This is a genomic window from Ruegeria sp. CDSA221 (assembly GCF_059611825.1).
In genome coordinates this window covers 474,408-492,023 of sequence record NZ_JBXWPK010000002.1, presented here as the reverse complement: position 1 = coordinate 492,023, position 17,616 = coordinate 474,408, and the positions used below count along the sequence as shown (strand labels likewise).

The following is a 17,616-nucleotide window of genomic DNA, read 5'->3' as shown; positions in this document are numbered from 1 at the left end:
AGTGGCAGAATACAGGGCGCCTATGAATGCTGCTTAAAATAACTGATGTCCATAAATCATATGCAAACGGTCGACCGATTTTGAACGGAGTATCTCTGTCGTTGGACCATGGCCAAACGCTTGCCCTAACCGGGGAAAGTGGCAGTGGCAAAAGCACGCTTCTAAATCTCGCAGGTGCGCTGGACATATTCGATGCCGGCGAAATCTCACTGGGCGGAACCAACCTGTCCACACTAGACGATACCGGGCGCGCAGCCCTTCGGCGCGAGCGTGTGGCCCTGGTATTCCAACAGTTCAATCTGATCCCGTCGTTGACGGTCGGCCAAAACCTGTCCTTCCATGCCCGGCTTGCCGGTAAATATGATCCGGACTGGTGCGATCATCTTGCCGACAAACTGGGATTGCGAGACCTGCTAGACCGCTTTCCCGAGAACCTGTCAGGCGGCCAGCAGCAACGCGTTGCCATCGGACGCGCCCTTGCGCCGCGCCCCAGTCTTTTGCTCGCGGATGAACCAACAGGAAATCTGGATGAGGTCGCAAGCACTAATGTATTGGATTTGATGCTTGCTCTGGTCGCCGAGACCAGCGCTGCCCTGCTGTTGGTGACGCATTCGCAGGACATCGCGGCCCGTCTGGATCGGCAGGTCCGCCTGTCCGGCGGTCTGATCTCGTGACTTTGGCCGTCATACAGGCGTTGGTGTCGCACTGGCGCACCCATTGGCTTCAGCTATTGACCTTGTTGACCGGCATTGCGCTTGCGACCGGGCTGTGGTCGGCAGTTCAAGCCATAAATTCCGAGGCCCGGGCAAGCTATCAACGGGCCAATGATCAACTCTCATTTGGTCAATACGATGAATTGCACGCCACCTCGGGGAATTTGACGATCGACCATTATGTCAGCTTGCGTCGGGCTGGCTGGCAGGTCGCTGCGGTGCTTGAGGGGCGTTGGCGCCATAGTGGGCGCAATCTGCAGGTCATGGGGGTCGACATGGTCGCCTTTCCACCCCTGCCCGCCCTTAGCCGTCTGGAACAAAGCGATACGCCGCCCGATCCCGCAGACATGCTGACCGCGCCCGGCAGGATACTGGTCGCACCGGAACTGGCCCAGGTTCTGGAGCAAGCCAGCGACCTGCCGCCGATCCTGTCCAGCGACGCGCTGCCGCCCGATCTGGTCTTTACCGATATTGGCATCGCCGAACAGCTGCTTGACAAAAAGGAGCAGATTTCACGTCTGGTCATCCTGCCTGATCAACCCCGAGCGATCCCTCCGCTTGAGCAGATCGCTCCTGATCTGACACGAATTGCAGCCTCAACCAGATTGGACACGGCTCAACTGACAGAGAGCTTCCACCTCAACCTCTCTGCCTTCGCGCTTTTGTCCTTTGCCGTTGGGCTGTTCATCGTCTATGGCACCGTCGGGTTGGCTTTTGCGCAGCGCCGAGCGATCATCCGGACAATCCGTGCGCTGGGCGTATCGATGCGCCGGATCATCTGGATCATCCTGGCCGAACTGTCGCTGTTGGCCCTGATTGGAGGGGGCGCCGGTCTGGTCCTGGGGTTCTTGCTGGCCGGGGCCTTGCTGCCCGACGTGGCATCCACCCTACGCGGGTTGTATGGTGCACCAGTTGAAGGTCAGCTATCGCTTCAACTGCACTGGGTTCTCGCGGGCTTGGCCATGGCCCTGTTCGGAACGCTCTTGGCCAGTTCTCAGGCTTTGTTCCGATTGGCTCGGCTGCCGCTGTTATCAAGCCCGGGTCCGCAGGCCTGGCGGGGGGATGACACTGCAACCAAAAGATTGGCTCTGATCGGAGTATTCCTGATTGGGTTGGGGATCGTTTCAATCTTTGTGGCCGACGGTTTGGTCGCAGGGTTCGTGCTGGTTGCCGGAATCCTGACGGGTTCTGCGTTGATTTTACCGTTTCTCTTGCTGATCGCAGTAACCGGACTTCAGAAGCTACAGAACGGCCCGGTCAGACAATGGGTATTCGCCGACATGCAGGCGCAACTGCCCGGTCTCTCTTTGGCCCTGATGGCATTGATGTTGGCATTGGCCGCGAACATCGGCGTGGGCACCATGGTGTCGAGTTTCCGGCTGACATTTACCGGGTGGCTTGACCAACGACTGACATCAGAACTGTATATAGCCGCATCCGACGAACAACAGGCGCAGGACATCAAGAAATGGCTGCTGCCTCAGGTCGACGCCGTTTTGCCGATCCGCAGCGTCGAGCTGGCGCACGGAAGCGGCCCCTTGTTTCTTTACGGGGTGGTGAACAATCCGGTTTATCAAGAAAACTGGCCGCTGATCGCCTCAGTGCCCGGAGTATGGGATCAGGTGATGTCCGGAACCGCCGTTCTGATCAACGAACAGCTTGCGCGCAGATCCAGTCTGTGGCCCGGAGATCAAATCACGCTCCGCCCGGGTCACAAGCTGGTCATTGCAGGGGTCTATTCTGATTATGGCAATCCAACCGGACAAGCCATCGTGTCGATGGAGCTTTTGGAAGACATCGCACCCAATACCGAGGAACGGCGATATGGCGTTCGCATGCCCCCTGATCAAGCCAGCGATGTTGCCGAAAGGCTTCGGGCGGAATTTGACCTTCCTCCGCAGGCAGTCGTTCATCAAGCGGACATGAAGGCCCGATCCACGGAAATCTTCGAAGACACATTTGTGGTGACTTCTGCGCTGAATATCCTGACGCTCGGGGTTGCTGGATTTGCAATTCTGACCAGTCTGCTGACGCTTTGGACACAACGTTTGCCTCAGATCGCACCGGTCTGGGCGCTTGGCCTGACGCGGGCGCAACTGGCGCGGTTCGAACTGACGCAGAGCGTGCTTTTGGCCTCGCTGACCGCCGCGCTGGCCTTGCCGCTTGGGTTGGTTCTGGCCTGGACGTTGCTGACGGTCATCAATGTCGAGGCGTTTGGCTGGCGGTTACCAATGTACCTATTCCCAAGCGACTGGTTCTATCTATTTCTTCTGACCTTACTGGCCGCTGTTATCGCCGCTGCGGTTCCAGCCCTTCGGTTGCTGCGCATCCCGCCTGCCGAGTTGTTAAGAGTGTTTGCCAATGAACGCTAAAGTCTGGTTCCTAATTCTGGCCCTACTATTGCCCGCCCAACTTCGGGCGCAGGGCTTTGCCAGTCTTGGAGGTGAGGCCGACGGGTTCGACGTCCCCCAGCTTGGGTATCAGTTGAGCTTTCCGCAGGATCACGGTCCCCATCCCACTTTCAAGATCGAATGGTGGTATCTGACCGCGAACCTGAAAGGAGAAGACGGGCGCGTTTACGGAGTGCAATGGACTTTGTTCCGCTCGGCGCTGAAACCCTATGAAGAGCAATCCTGGCAAAGTCCGCAGTTGTGGTTGGGCCATGCCGCCTTGACCACCCCCGACGCCCATTACTTCGCAGAGCGCCTGTCGCGCGGCGGGATCGGTCAGGCCGGGGTCACCGCCACCCCATTTGAGGCCTGGATCGACGAGTGGTACATGCGTGGCCCAGACTTTAATGCGCTGAAGATTAGGGCCAACGGTTCCGAGTTCGGATACGATCTGTCAATGCGTGCAACGGGGCCTTTGGTCTTTCACGGGGATGCCGGGTATTCGGTCAAGTCTACGCAGGGGCAGGCAAGTCATTACTATTCACAGCCGTTTTTCGACCTGACAGGCACAGTGCATCTGCCGGATGGGGATGTTGCGGTAACCGGACAGGGATGGCTGGATCGGGAATGGTCCTCGCAGCCCTTGGCCGAGGATCAAAGCGGATGGGATTGGTTCTCGCTCAGCTTTGAGGGCGGCGACAAGCTGATGGCCTTTCGCCTGCGCGGAGAGGCTGAGGATTTCACCTCTGCCACGTGGATCGGCAAGGATGGCGAAACCACCGCGCTTGCCGCTGGCTCTGTTTCTTTTGAACCGCTTCAGACCGCCCATGTCGCTGACCGGGATATCCCGATTGAATGGCGTGTCACACTCCCCGCCCGCGGGGTGGATATTGTCGTCAGCGCCCTGACACCCAAAGCCTGGATGGCAACCCGCTTTGCCTATTGGGAGGGCCCCGTTACGGTCTCAGGCAGCCATTCAGGCCGTGGCTATCTTGAAATGACCGGGTATTAGATCATCGCACCACGTAGACCGAGACTGTCGAATGCCGCACGACGCGCGCAGCATTCGGACCCAGCAGGTAATCCTTGAAGTCCGGCTTATGCGCCCCAATGACGATCAGGTCAGATCCGGCGCTTTCTGCGGTTTTCAGGATCTCCTGATAGGCCGTGCCCGTGGCCACCACATGGCGGATCTTTTCATTGCGCTCACTGCCCAATGTTGATGCGCACAGCTCGGTCAGTTGTTTCTGCGCCTCAGCCAAAGACTTTTCATGGAAATCCGCCTGGAAAAAGCCGGACACCCAGCTTTCTCCAAAATCGGGCAGAACGCTGACCACATCCAGCTGCGCCCCCTCCAAATCGGCCAATGCAGCGGCCTTTTGAAGGACCGGGCCATCAATTTTGCCATTGCTGATATCAACAGCACACAGAACAGAACGTGTCATGCGGGCACCCCTTGTCTGGCGGCACGGCCGCGTTGCAGGAAGGCGATCAGACCCAACAGGATCATCGCCGGGATATAGACCAGCTGCTTGGGTGGCTGGCTTGACGGCAGGCTGACCGAGGTCAGGCGCACGGCCTCATCCCCGTAATAGTCGAAGTTGCCCAAATCATCGGCAACAGGCGCGCCGAACAACGGCTCTTCCAGCTTGATCAGACCGTCCTCTTCGATCAGCAGTAGACCCATCGCATCAACCCGTGCAGGACCGCCGTCTTCGTCGCCGACAGAGACGACAACCGTGGTATCCACCATCTCAAGCGTGTCGAAATCCGGGCCGCTGATGACCAGACGTACCTCGGTTCCGGGCGGTGTTTCCCCGATCGTTTCGGTGAAAGCTGCCGGTTCAACGGTCTGATATGGGGGTGAAATCCTGTCCATAAAGTAATCCGGACGGAATAGTGCGAAAGCAACCGCGACCAAGGCAACGCTTTCATAGATCCGGCTGCGGGTCAGGAAGTAGCCCATCGTGCCCGCCGTAAAGACAAGGATCGCTATCGTCGCAAATATCGCAACGATTATCCCTTCGACCCAGGTCACATCAATCAACAGAAGGTCTGTGTTGAAGATGAAGACAAACGGCAACGCGACCGTGCGCAGGCTATAGAAGAAGGCGATGAATCCGGTCTTGATCGCATCGCCCCCCGATACAGCCGCAGCCGCGAAACTGGCCAGCCCCACGGGCGGTGTCACATCCGCCATGATGCCAAAGTAGAAGACGAACAGATGCACCGCGATCAGCGGCACAATCAGCCCGCTCTGCGCGCCCAGCTCCACGACCACACCGGCCATCAAAGAACTGACGACGATATAGTTCGCAGTGGTCGGCAGGCCCATGCCCAGGATCAGGCTGAGGATACCGACCATGATCAGCATCAGGATCAGATTGCCACCCGACAGGAACTCGACCAGATCGGCCATCACCTGGCCCACACCGGTCAGGGTCACGGTACCAACGATCACACCCGCCGTGGCCGTCGCCAGCGCGATACCGATCATGTTGCGCGCGCCGTCGATCATGCCCTGCCACAGATCCGCGACACCGTCGATGAACGCGTTGTAGAGGTTGCTTTGCCCCCGGAACATCGCCTTCAGCGGTTTCTGCGTCAGCAGGATCACGAACAGCAAGGACGTGGCCCAAAAGGCCGAAAGACCGGGCGATTTCTGTTCAATCATCAGGAAATAGACCAGCACGATGATCGGCAGAAGGTAGTGCAGGCCCGCCTTGTAGATCTCGCTAATGACCGGCAGCGTCACCTCTTTGGCATTCGGGTCATCGGGTTCCAGATCGGGCACCTGTGCGGCCAGATACAGCAGCGCCACGTAAATTGCGCAGATGATGAAGCTGAGGACCAGACCGGCCGAGTTCGGCATCCAATTTGTCACTGCTTCCACAGGGAATTGAGAGCCATAGCAGAGCCCAGCAAAAACAATGAAGAACGAGAACATACCAACCACGGTACGTGCCAGTTTCACTTCGCGGTCGCCCAACGTGGGCATGTTCCGCTTTACGGCTTCGAGATGCACGATATAGACCAGAGCAATGTATGAGATCGCCGCTGGCAGGAAGGCGTGGGTGATCACCTCGACATAGGAAATACCCACATATTCTACCATCAAGAAGGCTGCAGCGCCCATGACGGGTGGCATGATCTGCCCGTTCACCGAACTGGCGACCTCAACCGAACCCGCCTGTTCGCTGCTGAACCCAACACGTTTCATCAATGGAATGGTGAAGGTACCAGTAGTCACAACGTTTGCTATGGACGAGCCCGAGATCAGACCGGTCGCAGCTGAGCCCACAACCGCCGCCTTGGCGGGGCCGCCGCGCAGGTGACCCAGCGCGCCAAAGGCCATCTTGATGAAATAGTTCCCTGCCCCGGCCTTATCCAACAAGGCGCCAAACAGAACAAACAGGAATACAAACTTGGTCGAAACACCCAAGGCGATACCGAACACGCCCTCGGAGGTGATCCACATATGGCTCATCGCCTTTTTCAGGCTGGCGCCCTTCCAGCGGATGACTTCGGGCACCCATTCGGATGATCCAAAGAAGACATAGGCCAAAAAGATCGTCGCAATGATCGCCATCGCCGGGCCAAGCGCACGGCGCGCGGCCTCGAACAACAGCAACAGACCACCCAGCGCGATCCACTTGTCAGTGTTGTCTGCCAGCCCTCCGGCATCGACGATCTTGGTATAGAAGAAATATCCATACAGCGCCACAAACGCGCCCAGAAGGCCCATGATCCAATCCTGCACAGGGATATAATCTCGTGGGCTGGATTTCAGCGCCGGATAGGCTGCAAAGGCCAGAAACATCGCAAAGGCCAGGTGAAACTGACGCGAATTGTTAACCACGCTGCCGGGCAACACATAGTTCGCCAGGGGCGAAGCAAGTACGACCTGAAAGATCGACCAGATCGCCGCCACGATCGCAAGGAAAACGCCTACATTCCCAACCGGATTACGCCCTCCGGCATCTGAAGATGCGACCAGATCCTGTAGTTCTTCTTCGGATAGCGGGCGGTTCGATTGTGTCTCGGAACTCATGAAAATGTCTCCCCGTCGTGGCCATTTGCGGCCTTCTGATTCACCCGCTTGATACGGGTTTTGTGCGGGGTGCCCGAAGGGCACCCCGCGTCAGGTCTGGCTTATTGAATCCAGCCTTTTTCTTTGTAGTACTTCTCGGCACCCGGATGCAGCGGGGCTGACAAGCCGTCCGCGATCATCTCTTCGGGCTTGAGGTTGGCAAATGCCGGGTGAAGCTTTTTGAAGTCATCGAAGTTCTCGAAAACCGAGCTGACAACCGCATAAACCGCATCATCCGACACGTCCGCCGAAGTCACGAAGGTCGCGCCAACGCCGAATGTCGCGGTATCACCATCCGACCCGCGGTACATGCCGCCGGGAATGGTAGCTGTACGGTAGAACGAGTTGTCGTTGACTAGCTTGTCCACGGCCTCGCCGCTGACATTGACCAGAACCGAGTCGCAAGCCGTGGTGGCTTCTTGAATCGAGCCCGAGGGGTGACCCACGGTATAGACCATTGCGTCAATCTGGTTGTCGCACAGGGCTGCGGACTGTTCCGCCGCTTTCAGTTCGGTCGCCAGTTCGAAATCGTCAGTGGACCAGCCCATTTCGCCCAGCAGAACCTCCATGGTGCCACGCTGACCGGAACCGGGGTTACCGATATTTACGCGCTTGCCTTTCAGGTCTTCGAAATTGGTCACACCGGAATCGGCACGGGCCACAACGGTAAACGGTTCGGGGTGAACCGAGAAGACGGCGCGCAGGTTTTCAAACGGGCCGGCCTCTTCGAATTTCGAGCTGCCGTTATAGGCGTGGTACTGCCAGTCGGACTGCGCGACACCAAACTCCAGCTCGCCTTCGCGAATGGTGTTGATGTTGTACACGGAACCGCCGGTCGATTCGACCGAGCAGCGCACGCCATGTTCCTTGCGCCCTTTGTTGACCAGACGACAGATTGCACCGCCAGTTGGGTAATACACCCCGGTCACGCCACCTGTGCCGATCGTGATAAACTCTTCGGCATAGGCCGCAGGCGCCATCAGAGCCGCCGTGACAACCGCGCCGAGGCTAAGCTTGCTGCTGTTTTTCATAAGTGAACTCCCATTATTTTTCTGGTGGGAGACACATCAAAGCGCCGGATAAATGGCCCTGCGATATGCAACAACGCCCGCTATGCAGCAGGCATATCTTTGATTTTTCAGAATCTCCCAACCCGTAAGAGGTTTCATTCTGAGCATTAGCTTGTCAAGGCCAGCAGGTCACCAAAGCAGGCGTATCCTCAGATTTGACAAGCCCCCCTGAATTTTCCCCGCCTTTGAAGCTTTTCTTGCGCATCTGCCCCGCAGTGACCGCAAACACATCCAATTATGCGCTTTTGACATCGGGAATTCTGACCAGAACGCGAAAGTGTGAGTTGGGAATCCGAGCAATTAGAACTGCCGGAAAGAAAAAACAGAAGGCAGGTTCCCCTAACCCTCTGTTTTTACTTTGGTACCCAAGGCCGGACTCGAACCGGCACGGTATCACTACCGGGGGATTTTGAATCCCCTGCGTCTACCATTCCGCCACTTGGGCCACGGACACTGAATTAGCGTTCAAAATCGAGAAGGTCCAGAGGCAAAAAACACCCTGATTGAGGAATGTTCCAGCCTGCAAGGTTGACGGCCTGCGGGGCGCATGATTTGGGTTACCCAACACATGTACAGGGAAATTGCACCTGATGCTGCGACCTCTTTATGACTGGACCATTCGTCTGGCAGAACACCCGAATGCCTTGTGGGCGCTGGCTATTGTTTCCTTCATCGAAAGCTCTTTCTTTCCGATACCGCCGGACGTTCTGATGATTCCCATGATCCTTGCCCGACCCTCCCGGGCCTGGCTGATTGCTTCTGTGGCACTGGTAGCTTCGGTTTTGGGCGGAATGTTAGGATATGCAATCGGCGCGTTCTTTTATGAAAGCCTCGGCCAGCCCATCCTTGAATCCATGGGCAAAGCCCACGCCATGGAAGAGTTCAACACACGGTTCAATGACTTTGGTTTCTGGGCTGTTCTGGCCGCTGGGGTTACGCCTTTTCCCTATAAGGTCATCACCATCATGTCCGGCTGGACAGGGATGCCCCTGGGCACCTTCATTGCCACCTCGATTCTGGCCCGAGCGATCCGGTTCTTCATCGTCGCCGGTCTGCTTTGGGGGTTCGGAGAGCCGATCCGCACCTTCATAGAAAAGCGGCTGGGCCTTATGTTTACCCTGTTCATCATCCTTTTGTTCGGCGGGTTCCTAGCGGTGAGATTCCTATGACAAGACGAAATTTACTGGTCCTGGTTGCCACGTTTGGATCTGTGGCATTGCTGCTTGGGGCCTTTGCGTTTCAGTATCTCGGCGGGCTTCCACCCTGCAAAATGTGCATCTGGCAACGCTATCCGCATGCTGTCGCCATCCTGATCGGTGCTGCGGCGCTTGCGCTACCTCGGCTGGCGATCCTCCCTCTTTTAGGCGTCATGGCGGCGCTGACCACTGCGGTCATTGGTGTCTATCACGCTGGTGTAGAACGCGGTTTGTGGGAAGGTCCGTCAAGCTGCACATCAAGCAGCATCGGCGGTCTGTCGGCAGAAGAACTGCTGGATCAGATCATGTCGGCACCACTGGTACGCTGTGATGATATTCCATGGGAGTTATTTGGTGTTTCCATGGCCGGATGGAATGCCGCTTTGTCTTTCGTTCTGGTTCTGCTCTGGTTCGCCGCGTGGCGTGAAGGCCGTTAGAGCTCGTCCAGTTCCGCATCCCAATAGAGAAAGTCGATCCAACTGTCATGCAGGTGGTTCGGTGGGAATTTTCGTCCAACGTTGCGCAAAGCCTCAGCATCCGGCTGCCGCGGAGGCTTGCGCAATGTCATTCCTGCTTGCCGCAGTGATTTAGACCCTTTGCGCAAGTTACATGGGCTACAGGCCGCAACAACGTTCTGCCAGCTTGTCACCCCGCCCGCCGCGCGCGGGATCACGTGATCAAAGGTCAGATCCCCACGGCTGCCACAGTATTGGCAGCGGAATTCATCCCTCAGAAATAAATTAAAGCGCGTGAAGGCCACGCGCTTTCTGGGTTTTACATAATCTTTCAGCACAACGACCGAGGGTATTCGTATCTCGGTGCTCGGGCTTCGGACAACTTCGTCATATTCGGCGACGATATCCACCCTGTCCAGCCAGGCAGCTTTTATGGCCTCCTGCCACGGCCAGAGCGATAGTGGATAGTAGGACAAGGGGCGGTAATCGGCGTTCAAAACCAATGCCGGATGATGCTTGAGCGCACCGGGTTCCCTGACAAATTCGGTCCTGAAATCTCCGTCCATATCAGAATCTCTCCACGCTCTGCTCTGCCTCTTTTGACATCAGAGCGGAGAACCCCCGCCCCGGCCTTAGCTTTACTATATATCGTGTTAAAGCTCTGACAAGCCCTGAGTTTCCACAATATCTCGGGGATTGAGTATTCCGAATCCGTAACAGGCCGATGACAGTTATCCACAGGTTGCACCAATTCGATCGCCGGGCTATGGCGGGTAATGTCCTGGTTCATCCGCTTCAATAAACCATTCAATGTATTGCCGCAGTTCACGGATCGCGCGAATGCGGAGTCTCCGCGCAGTACGCTGTCGGATTTCATTGATCTGCCGGACGTATATCCCGCCGGGCGATTGGACCGCGATAGCGAAGGTTTGATGCTGTTGACCGACAATGGTCGCCTTCAGGCGCAGATAGCCGATCCCAAGCATAAAATGGCTAAGACCTATTGGGTGCAGGTCGAAGGGGAGCCAGACGCCTCCGCCCTAAAAGCCCTGCGCGAGGGTGTTGAGCTGAAGGAGGGCTTGACCCGCCCTGCCAAGGCGCGATTGATGGATCAGCCCGAGGCATTATGGCCGCGCGACCCGCCGATCAGAGTGCGGCAGACGGTGTCGGATTGTTGGGTCGAACTGGTCCTTCGAGAAGGTCGAAACAGGCAAGTGCGCCGAATGACGGCGGCCGTTGGGCACCCGACCCTTCGACTGATCCGCGCCCGGATTGGCGACTGGACATTGGACGGGCTTGAGCCGGGGCAATGGGATAGCCTATCTATGCCTGCCCTTACGCCATCTTCTTCGCGCAAACGGGACCGGCGCCCACGTCGGTGACCGAAACGCCTATTTGTGATAGGATAGAGGAATGAAGGTATCACCTGACATTCCGCAGCCAACCGGCCTTTTAGAAGCGTCACTTTATGTCGACGACCTGGATGCAGCAGAGCATTTCTATGGGGACGTTCTAGCGTTTGAGCAAATCCAGCGTGTCGCCAACCGGCATGTGTTCTACAAGGTGGGTGGTTCAGTGTTGCTGCTATTCAATGCGGCAGAGACCGAAAAACCTCCGGACAACCCGCGCCTGCCTGTTCCCGCCCATGGCGCCCAAGGTCCGGGTCATGCCTGCTTTGGCATGGCGCGCGCGCAAATCGCGGTGATGCGAAAGCATCTTATAGACTGGAACGTGCCCGTAGACGCTGAATTTGAATGGCCGAACGGAGTACTGTCTTTATACGTTCGCGACCCGTCCGGGAATTCCATCGAATTCGCCGAGCCTTCCTTATGGGACTAGGATCACCGCAGCGGTTTCTTGTCACCTCCCGTGATCCGATAGATTAGACTTTCAGTCACTCCGACCTTGCCTAGCACCGCCTGAAATGTTGCCATGTGCGGTGTGGCAAAATGCGCCTCGAGCGCGGCCTGACTTTCCCATTCTTCGTAGATCCGAAACCGATTGGCATGACCCAGAATCTGGCTGAATTCATAGACCGTGCAGCCTGCTTCCTTCACCGTCTCGGCAACCATTTCCTGCGCAGCTTTTCTGGCAGCCTCGACACCTTCCGGCGTAATTTCGATAGTTCCGGTTACGATCAGCATGGTATCTCCAATCTCAGATCAATCCGTTTGGTAATCCTATCGACCGGCGTGCCGTCACGAAGGGGCACACCAAAATCAACCGAGTAATCTTGGAATCCCATCTTCTCGTAATAGTTCAGGCCCATCCGGTTATCAGCCCTTATTGTCGCGCTGATGGAGCCGAGCCCAACCCCTACGGCAAATTTGGCGGTTTCTTCAAACAAGGCACGCCCTGCCCCCTTCAAAACCGGTTCGCGGCGGGTGAAGGTTGCAATGTCAGCACAATCGTCGGGCAGTGCGTCATTCACCCCAAGCCATTGAAACCCGGCAACCTCACCTTGCGCGTCCATCGCCACATGGCTGCAAATCTTATCGAGACCCAATAGATAACTCTGCGCAAACTGCGCCTCGGAGAAAGGGGTTTCGAACGCAGTCGTACCACCAATGGCGATGATCTGGTTGAGCAAATCGCAAGCTGCTGCGACATCCTCGGGCATCATGGGGCGGACCGCAATCATCGCTTAAAGGCTCAGCTTGTCACGCATGAAAGCCAGTGCGACGCTAAGACCATCCGGGGCAATACCGTGGCCGGTGCCCTTCATGACATGGGCATAGACCTCTTTGAACTCAGCCGCTTGCAGGGCCTCGGCGGCTTCGGGCAAGGATTGTGGCGGCACGACGTCATCGGCATCGCCATGTACCAGTAGGACCGGCATGCGGCTGACTGTTTCATCCGGCAGTAGATCGGGTTCCAGAAGGCGTCCTGAAATGGCTACTATCCCGGCCACTGGGTCCTCGCGGCGCGGGGCGACATGCAGGCTCATCATCGTGCCTTGCGAAAATCCGAACAGAACCACCTGCTCGGGCAGAACGTCTTCGTCCACCATCAACGCATCGAGGAAAGCGTCGAAGTCATCCGCCGCCATTTCCATCCCGCGGCGCGATTCTTCTTCGGAAGAGCCATCAATCCACGGGATCGGGAACCACTGAAAGCCATTGGGCATACCCGGGATCTGCTCGGGCGCGTCAGGGGCAACGAACAGAGTGTCCGGTAGATGCTCGCCCAACACATCGGCCAACCCCAGCAAGTCGGCCCCGTTGGCGCCATAGCCATGCACGAACACCACGACCGAGCGCGTATCGCCGGAAACCGGCTCTTTTCGGAGCGCATTCAAAACCCGTGTCATCTGATCCCTTCTCGTTCTTTTGCGACCCGGTAATAGGCCCACAACACCCGCGCTGCAACCGACCGCCAGGGTGACCACGCTTCGGCCATCCGGCGCAGTTCTTTATCCGTAGGGCGCTTGGGTAAATCATAGAGGATGCGCGCGGCCTCTTGCAGCGCAAGGTCGCCCGGTGCAATCACATCGGCACGGCCCAGAGAAAACATCGCGTAAATCTCGGCCGTCCAAACGCCTATGCCTGAGACTTCGGTCAGAATCGCCACTACGTCCTGATCAGGTGCGTCGCGTAACGCCTTGTAATCAATACGAGCCTCCGCAAGCGCTCGGGCATATCTGATCTTTTGGCGGCTCAGGCCCACCGCACGCAAATCCTCATCGGTGGCCCACATGATTTTGCGTGGGCCCGTCAGTTTTGCATCTTGCAGTCGTTTCCAGATGGCGTTCGCCGAGGCCACACTGACCTGTTGGCTGACAATCGCACTTAGCAGCTGGGCAAACCCGTCAGGTTTACGGCGCAGCGGTAGAGGTCCGGTCTGGTCCATCGCAAAAGCCATGCGCGGACAGATATCCGCCAGCCATTTGGCCCCCTCGTCCACGCAATCGGGGGTTTCAATGATACGTCCGACGGACATGCGCGCTCCGGTAATTTGGTCAGCAGCACGTTAGGGTGCTTTGTCGCAGATGCAACCGTCTTGTACGCAATGGATTTCGCAGCTAGGCATTGGCGCATGACAATGACACCCACGATCCCGGATAACAGTCAGGCCAAGCGTAATGTCGCTGTTCTGGTCGCAGCTCAGGCCATTCTGGGATCGCAGATGCCGATGATCTTTATTGTTGGCGGTCTGGCCGGGCAGTCGCTGGCCACCAATGCCTGTCTCGCAACCCTGCCCATCTCGCTGATCGTGCTGGGGTCAATGCTGGCGGCAACGCCGATTTCCGCCATAATGCAACGCTGGGGACGGCGCGCAGGGTTTCTGGTTGGGGCAACGGCAGGTGCCTGCGGGGGTCTGGTTGGGGCCTACGGTTTGTATCTGGCCTCGTTCCCGGTCTTCCTGGCGGGCAGTCTGCTGACCGGCATCTATATGAGCGCGCACGGATTCTATCGCTTTGCCGCCGCGGACACAGCCTCGGACGCGTTTCGCCCTAAGGCAATCTCATACGTCATGGCCGGTGGTCTGGCAGCCGCGCTCATTGGCCCCCAAATCGTTAAGCTGACCTCAACCGCCTATGTAATCCCATTCCTGGGCACCTATCTGGCGGTGATTGTGCTCAACATTCTGGGTTCGGTCTTGTTTTTCTTTCTGGACATCCCCACGCCTGCAAAAGCCGCTGAGGGGGCCCCGACCGGACGCACCCGGCTTGAGATGCTAAAGACGCCGCGCATCGCCGTGGCCATCATCTGCGCAATGGTTTCTTATGCGTTGATGAATCTGGTCATGACATCCACTCCGCTGGCAGTGGTTGGTTGTGGCTACACAGCCAATGACGCGGCAGATGTGGTCTCTTTTCACGTTCTCGCCATGTACATCCCCAGTTTCTTCACCGGCCAGTTGATTGCCCGTTTCGGCGTCGAAAAAATCGTAGCTCTTGGTCTGGCAATCCTTGCCGGTGCTGGCGTTGTCGCCTTGCAAGGGGTTGAGCTTGAGAACTTCTTCATCGCTCTGATCTTGCTGGGCGTCGGTTGGAATTTTGGCTTTATTGGCGCGACCACCATGTTGGCGGCATCGCATGACATCAACGAGCGTGGCCGTATGCAGGGTCTGAACGACCTGCTGGTATTCGGTGGTGTAACACTGGCTTCGCTTGCTTCGGGTGGATTGATGAACTGCTCTGGCGGCTCACCGGTTGAAGGCTGGACCGCGGTAAACCTTGCCATGGTTCCATTGTTGACTCTGGCCGGGGGCGCATTGCTTTGGTTGGTTCTGCGCCCGTCCGATCCCGAAACGGTCTGAGGTCTACCAGCGACCCCGGACCACCTTCCACATCAGGGAAACCCGGCGCCGAACCTCACCCTGCATCAAATTCCCTGCGGCCACGCGATCTGGCTGAGCAATCGTCTTGCGCAACACCCATTCAGATTGCCAACCCACCAAAAGCGCCGGGCGCGCCTCTGGTGAAATCGCCAGACGCTGTCCCTGTGCGCGCCGTAACCGGTTCAGAGCCTTTTGCGCCAGATCGCGCACTGCATCGGGTGTTCCATCCAACAAAGGAATACGCCCGCGCGCCTCAAGATCCGGGATTGCGCGCAGCCAGTTCGCCACGCCAACGGCATAGCCGAAATCTCGTAACACAGGCTCGTCGGCCTCACCCAAAGATTGCGCCGACGCCACCATCAAACTGGCCGAGCTGTGATTTAGGTAGGCCTCGAAATGGGCCTCGTCCTCAAAAGGATCGCGATAGATATCCCAGCGCCTTACGGCCACGTATTCATCCAGCATCACCGCCAGATGTGGAGAAAGAACCTGCGATAACGGCGTCACGACCTCATGTCGACGCACAGTCGGACCTTCGGCGATTTCCTGCAGCGCATCACGCCACCATTGCAGGCGCATTTCAGCAATCATCGCCTCTTGCGTGACCCAGGGCGCGCGGGCGACCTCGACATTCAGAGCATAGATCGGAAACAGAACCGCACGTGCAGCAACCGGCGCGGCCATCGCCGCCATGAACCGGTCCGGATCGGCGCGATGCACCAATGCAGCACAAGCCTTCAGATCGTCATTGAACTGCACCGTCACTCGGCCACCACCGCCCGAGGACGGCAATCCCGTACAAGCTTCCACTGGATCGCATCCAATAGGGCCTCAAACGACGCATCCACTATGTTCGCGCTGACCCCGACAGTTGACCAGCGCCGCCCCTGCCCGTCTTCGCTGTCGATGATGACCCGCGTCACAGCCTCGGTTCCGCCTTGGGTGATCCGCACCTTGAAATCGACCAGATGCATGTCGTCCAATATCCGCGAATACTGCCCCAGATCCTTGGCCAGAGCCTTGGCCAAAGCGTTCACCGGCCCTCGGTCGCTGCCATCTTCGTCCAGAGATTCACTGACCGACAGCTTCTTTTCCCCGTCGACCTTCACCACGACAACCGCCTCGGACAGGCTGACCATCTTGTCGTATTTATTCTTCCGCCGCTCAACCGTGACCTTATAGCGTTTGACCTCGAAAAAGGCAGGCAACTGACCCAGCTCATCGCGCGCCAACAGCTCAAAACTGGCCTGGGCGGTGTCATAAGAATAGCCTTCGGCCTCGCGCTGCTTGATCCGGTCAAGAATGCGCCCCAGCGCCGGATCACCACTTTCCACGCTCAGGCCGGCCTCAGTCAGGCGTTTACGCAGATTCGACTGCCCCGCCTGGTTCGACATCGGGATGATCCGTGCATTGCCGACAGTCGCCGGATCGACATGTTCGTACGTCGACGGATCCTTCAGGATCGCGCTGGCATGCAGCCCCGCCTTATGCGCAAAAGCAGACGCCCCCACATAGGCCGCCTGCTTGCTGGGAACCCGGTTCAGGATTTCGTCCAACATACGGCTGACCCGCGTCAGACCCGCCAAGGCCTCGACGCTGACCCCAATATCAAACTGCGACACATAAGGTTCTTTCAGCAGCAAAGTGGGGATCAAAGCCGTCAGATTTGCATTCCCGCAGCGTTCGCCCAACCCGTTCAGGGTTCCCTGAACCTGACGCACGCCCGCATCCACAGCAGCGAGCGAGCACGCAACCGCGTTTTCCGTGTCATTATGGGTATGAATGCCCAAACGATCACCTGGCAAGCCTGCGGCAATCACCTCGGATACAACCCGCGACACTTCACCGGGCAATGCGCCCCCATTGGTGTCACACAGAACAACCCAGCGAGCTCCGGCCTCTAAAGCGGCCTTGCAAACCTGGACCGCATATCCGGGATTGTCCCTGTAGCCATCAAAGAAATGCTCGGCGTCAAACAACGCCTCACGCCCCTGCGCCACGATATGCGCAACCGAGGCGCGCACGTTCTCGACATTCTCGTCCAGAGTGATCCCCAGCGCCTGGGTCACGTGGTAATCATGCGACTTGCCCACAAGACACACTGCCTTCGTGCCTGCGTTCATCACCGCCGCTAGAACATCGTCATTCTCAGCCGACCGGCCCGCGCGTTTGGTCATCCCAAAAGCAGTCAACCGCGCCGCAGTTTTCGGCGCAGCATTAAAAAATGCACTGTCAGTCGGGTTCGCACCGGGCCAACCACCTTCGATGTAATCCACACCCAACTCGTCCAGAGCCTGCGCGATCTGCACCTTCTCAGCGGTCGAGAACTGCACGCCCTGCGTCTGCTGCCCATCGCGCAGCGTGGTGTCGTAGAGGTAGAGGCGGGTTTTGGTCATTCTTCTGACTCACTGGCTAGTTC

General features: G+C 57.6%; 18 protein-coding genes and 1 tRNA gene. 8 read left to right on the top strand and 11 right to left on the bottom strand.

All coding sequences use genetic code 11. From position 1 onward, the window contains the following. Positions 1 to 26 precede the first annotated feature (26 nt). The 3 genes from AC2FJ5_RS04815 to AC2FJ5_RS04805 are packed head-to-tail and all read left to right on the top strand — an operon-like array spanning position 27 to position 4,115. Entirely contained in the window at positions 27 to 674 is a 648-nt protein-coding gene (locus AC2FJ5_RS04815) for an ABC transporter ATP-binding protein (protein WP_271947223.1), read from the top strand. Beyond that, positions 671 to 3,085, top strand: a complete 2,415-nt coding sequence (locus tag AC2FJ5_RS04810) for an ABC transporter permease (protein ID WP_496792623.1) — start codon at positions 671 to 673, stop codon at positions 3,083 to 3,085. Before AC2FJ5_RS04815 ends, AC2FJ5_RS04810 begins: the two co-directional genes overlap by 4 nt. After that, complete coding sequence (locus AC2FJ5_RS04805; RefSeq protein WP_496792622.1) at positions 3,075 to 4,115, top strand: lipocalin-like domain-containing protein; 1,041 nt, start codon at positions 3,075 to 3,077, stop codon at positions 4,113 to 4,115. The genes AC2FJ5_RS04810 and AC2FJ5_RS04805 overlap by 11 nt, the downstream gene beginning before the upstream one ends. 1 nt (position 4,116) lies before the next feature. On the opposite strand, the gene AC2FJ5_RS04800 is transcribed toward AC2FJ5_RS04805, so the two are convergent. From AC2FJ5_RS04800 to AC2FJ5_RS04785, 4 genes are all read right to left on the bottom strand, one after another. Further along, positions 4,117 to 4,548, bottom strand: a complete 432-nt coding sequence (locus tag AC2FJ5_RS04800; RefSeq protein WP_496792620.1) for a universal stress protein — start codon at positions 4,546 to 4,548, stop codon at positions 4,117 to 4,119. After that, positions 4,545 to 7,154 carry a TRAP transporter permease gene (locus AC2FJ5_RS04795; protein ID WP_496792619.1) on the bottom strand — a complete coding sequence of 870 codons (2,610 nt, stop codon included), beginning with the start codon at positions 7,152 to 7,154 and terminating at the stop codon, positions 4,545 to 4,547. The genes AC2FJ5_RS04800 and AC2FJ5_RS04795 overlap by 4 nt, the downstream gene beginning before the upstream one ends. A 101-nt stretch (positions 7,155 to 7,255) precedes the next feature. Further along, positions 7,256 to 8,224 carry a TAXI family TRAP transporter solute-binding subunit gene (locus tag AC2FJ5_RS04790; RefSeq protein WP_142633669.1) on the bottom strand — a complete coding sequence of 323 codons (969 nt, stop codon included), beginning with the start codon at positions 8,222 to 8,224 and terminating at the stop codon, positions 7,256 to 7,258. Positions 8,225 to 8,622: 398 nt separating this feature from the next. Continuing rightward, positions 8,623 to 8,708, bottom strand: a tRNA-Leu gene (locus AC2FJ5_RS04785). Between the two features lie 145 nt (positions 8,709 to 8,853). Here AC2FJ5_RS04785 and AC2FJ5_RS04780 point away from each other — a divergent pair. After that, positions 8,854 to 9,432, top strand: a complete 579-nt coding sequence (locus AC2FJ5_RS04780; protein ID WP_496700406.1) for a YqaA family protein — start codon at positions 8,854 to 8,856, stop codon at positions 9,430 to 9,432. Beyond that, positions 9,429 to 9,896, top strand: coding sequence for a disulfide bond formation protein B (locus AC2FJ5_RS04775; RefSeq protein ID WP_271947233.1), 468 nt, complete (start codon positions 9,429 to 9,431; stop codon positions 9,894 to 9,896). Before AC2FJ5_RS04780 ends, AC2FJ5_RS04775 begins: the two co-directional genes overlap by 4 nt. Here AC2FJ5_RS04775 and AC2FJ5_RS04770 read toward each other — a convergent pair. Then, on the bottom strand, positions 9,893 to 10,480 hold the full coding sequence (locus AC2FJ5_RS04770; protein ID WP_142633663.1) for an HNH endonuclease: 588 nt from the start codon (positions 10,478 to 10,480) through the stop codon (positions 9,893 to 9,895). The genes AC2FJ5_RS04775 and AC2FJ5_RS04770 overlap by 4 nt on opposite strands. Before the next feature lie 210 nt (positions 10,481 to 10,690). On the opposite strand from AC2FJ5_RS04770, the gene AC2FJ5_RS04765 reads away from it, so the two are divergent. Both AC2FJ5_RS04765 and AC2FJ5_RS04760 read left to right on the top strand, forming a co-directional pair. Beyond that, the gene (locus AC2FJ5_RS04765; protein ID WP_496792618.1) at positions 10,691 to 11,296 is read left to right on the top strand and encodes a pseudouridine synthase; all 606 of its coding nucleotides are present in this window, start codon (positions 10,691 to 10,693) and stop codon (positions 11,294 to 11,296) included. A gap of 31 nt (positions 11,297 to 11,327) precedes the next feature. Continuing rightward, a complete protein-coding gene (locus AC2FJ5_RS04760; protein ID WP_496792616.1) occupies positions 11,328 to 11,753 on the top strand; it encodes a VOC family protein in 426 nt (141 codons plus the stop codon). 2 nt (positions 11,754 to 11,755) lie between these two features. Here the strand turns inward: AC2FJ5_RS04760 and AC2FJ5_RS04755 are convergent, their stop codons facing one another. Genes AC2FJ5_RS04755 through AC2FJ5_RS04740 form a run of 4 tightly spaced genes read right to left on the bottom strand, consistent with a single transcriptional unit; the run spans position 11,756 to position 13,853 of the window. Further along, entirely contained in the window at positions 11,756 to 12,058 is a 303-nt protein-coding gene (locus tag AC2FJ5_RS04755; protein WP_496691199.1) for a putative quinol monooxygenase, read from the bottom strand. After that, positions 12,052 to 12,555, bottom strand: coding sequence for a GNAT family N-acetyltransferase (locus tag AC2FJ5_RS04750; protein ID WP_281972058.1), 504 nt, complete (start codon positions 12,553 to 12,555; stop codon positions 12,052 to 12,054). The genes AC2FJ5_RS04755 and AC2FJ5_RS04750 overlap by 7 nt, the downstream gene beginning before the upstream one ends. Before the next feature lie 3 nt (positions 12,556 to 12,558). Further along, a complete protein-coding gene (locus tag AC2FJ5_RS04745) occupies positions 12,559 to 13,224 on the bottom strand; it encodes an alpha/beta hydrolase (protein ID WP_142633653.1) in 666 nt (221 codons plus the stop codon). Then, positions 13,221 to 13,853, bottom strand: coding sequence for a DNA-3-methyladenine glycosylase family protein (locus AC2FJ5_RS04740; RefSeq protein ID WP_496792615.1), 633 nt, complete (start codon positions 13,851 to 13,853; stop codon positions 13,221 to 13,223). The genes AC2FJ5_RS04745 and AC2FJ5_RS04740 overlap by 4 nt, the downstream gene beginning before the upstream one ends. A gap of 96 nt (positions 13,854 to 13,949) precedes the next feature. On the opposite strand from AC2FJ5_RS04740, the gene AC2FJ5_RS04735 reads away from it, so the two are divergent. Continuing rightward, on the top strand, positions 13,950 to 15,176 hold the full coding sequence (locus AC2FJ5_RS04735) for an MFS transporter (RefSeq protein ID WP_142633649.1): 1,227 nt from the start codon (positions 13,950 to 13,952) through the stop codon (positions 15,174 to 15,176). 3 nt (positions 15,177 to 15,179) lie between these two features. Here AC2FJ5_RS04735 and AC2FJ5_RS04730 read toward each other — a convergent pair whose 3' ends face one another. Continuing rightward, complete coding sequence (locus AC2FJ5_RS04730; RefSeq protein ID WP_496792646.1) at positions 15,180 to 15,956, bottom strand: squalene/phytoene synthase family protein; 777 nt, start codon at positions 15,954 to 15,956, stop codon at positions 15,180 to 15,182. A 2-nt stretch (positions 15,957 to 15,958) separates the two neighbouring features. After that, the gene (gene cimA / locus AC2FJ5_RS04725) at positions 15,959 to 17,593 is read right to left on the bottom strand and encodes a citramalate synthase (RefSeq protein ID WP_496792614.1); all 1,635 of its coding nucleotides are present in this window, start codon (positions 17,591 to 17,593) and stop codon (positions 15,959 to 15,961) included. Between the last annotated feature and the right edge of the window lie 23 nt (positions 17,594 to 17,616).

Coding starts and splice junctions, on each gene's coding strand:
- AC2FJ5_RS04815 (WP_271947223.1), top strand. CDS start 27: ATGCTGCTTAAAATAACTGATGTCCATAAATCATATGCAAACGGTCGA.
- AC2FJ5_RS04805 (WP_496792622.1), top strand. CDS start 3,075: ATGAACGCTAAAGTCTGGTTCCTAATTCTGGCCCTACTATTGCCCGCC.
- AC2FJ5_RS04800 (WP_496792620.1), bottom strand. CDS start 4,548: ATGACACGTTCTGTTCTGTGTGCTGTTGATATCAGCAATGGCAAAATT.
- AC2FJ5_RS04795 (WP_496792619.1), bottom strand. CDS start 7,154: ATGAGTTCCGAGACACAATCGAACCGCCCGCTATCCGAAGAAGAACTA.
- AC2FJ5_RS04790 (WP_142633669.1), bottom strand. CDS start 8,224: ATGAAAAACAGCAGCAAGCTTAGCCTCGGCGCGGTTGTCACGGCGGCT.
- AC2FJ5_RS04780 (WP_496700406.1), top strand. CDS start 8,854: ATGCTGCGACCTCTTTATGACTGGACCATTCGTCTGGCAGAACACCCG.
- AC2FJ5_RS04775 (WP_271947233.1), top strand. CDS start 9,429: ATGACAAGACGAAATTTACTGGTCCTGGTTGCCACGTTTGGATCTGTG.
- AC2FJ5_RS04770 (WP_142633663.1), bottom strand. CDS start 10,480: ATGGACGGAGATTTCAGGACCGAATTTGTCAGGGAACCCGGTGCGCTC.
- AC2FJ5_RS04765 (WP_496792618.1), top strand. CDS start 10,691: ATGTCCTGGTTCATCCGCTTCAATAAACCATTCAATGTATTGCCGCAG.
- AC2FJ5_RS04760 (WP_496792616.1), top strand. CDS start 11,328: ATGAAGGTATCACCTGACATTCCGCAGCCAACCGGCCTTTTAGAAGCG.
- AC2FJ5_RS04755 (WP_496691199.1), bottom strand. CDS start 12,058: ATGCTGATCGTAACCGGAACTATCGAAATTACGCCGGAAGGTGTCGAG.
- AC2FJ5_RS04750 (WP_281972058.1), bottom strand. CDS start 12,555: ATGATTGCGGTCCGCCCCATGATGCCCGAGGATGTCGCAGCAGCTTGC.
- AC2FJ5_RS04745 (WP_142633653.1), bottom strand. CDS start 13,224: ATGACACGGGTTTTGAATGCGCTCCGAAAAGAGCCGGTTTCCGGCGAT.
- AC2FJ5_RS04740 (WP_496792615.1), bottom strand. CDS start 13,853: ATGTCCGTCGGACGTATCATTGAAACCCCCGATTGCGTGGACGAGGGG.
- AC2FJ5_RS04735 (WP_142633649.1), top strand. CDS start 13,950: ATGACAATGACACCCACGATCCCGGATAACAGTCAGGCCAAGCGTAAT.
- cimA (WP_496792614.1), bottom strand. CDS start 17,593: ATGACCAAAACCCGCCTCTACCTCTACGACACCACGCTGCGCGATGGG.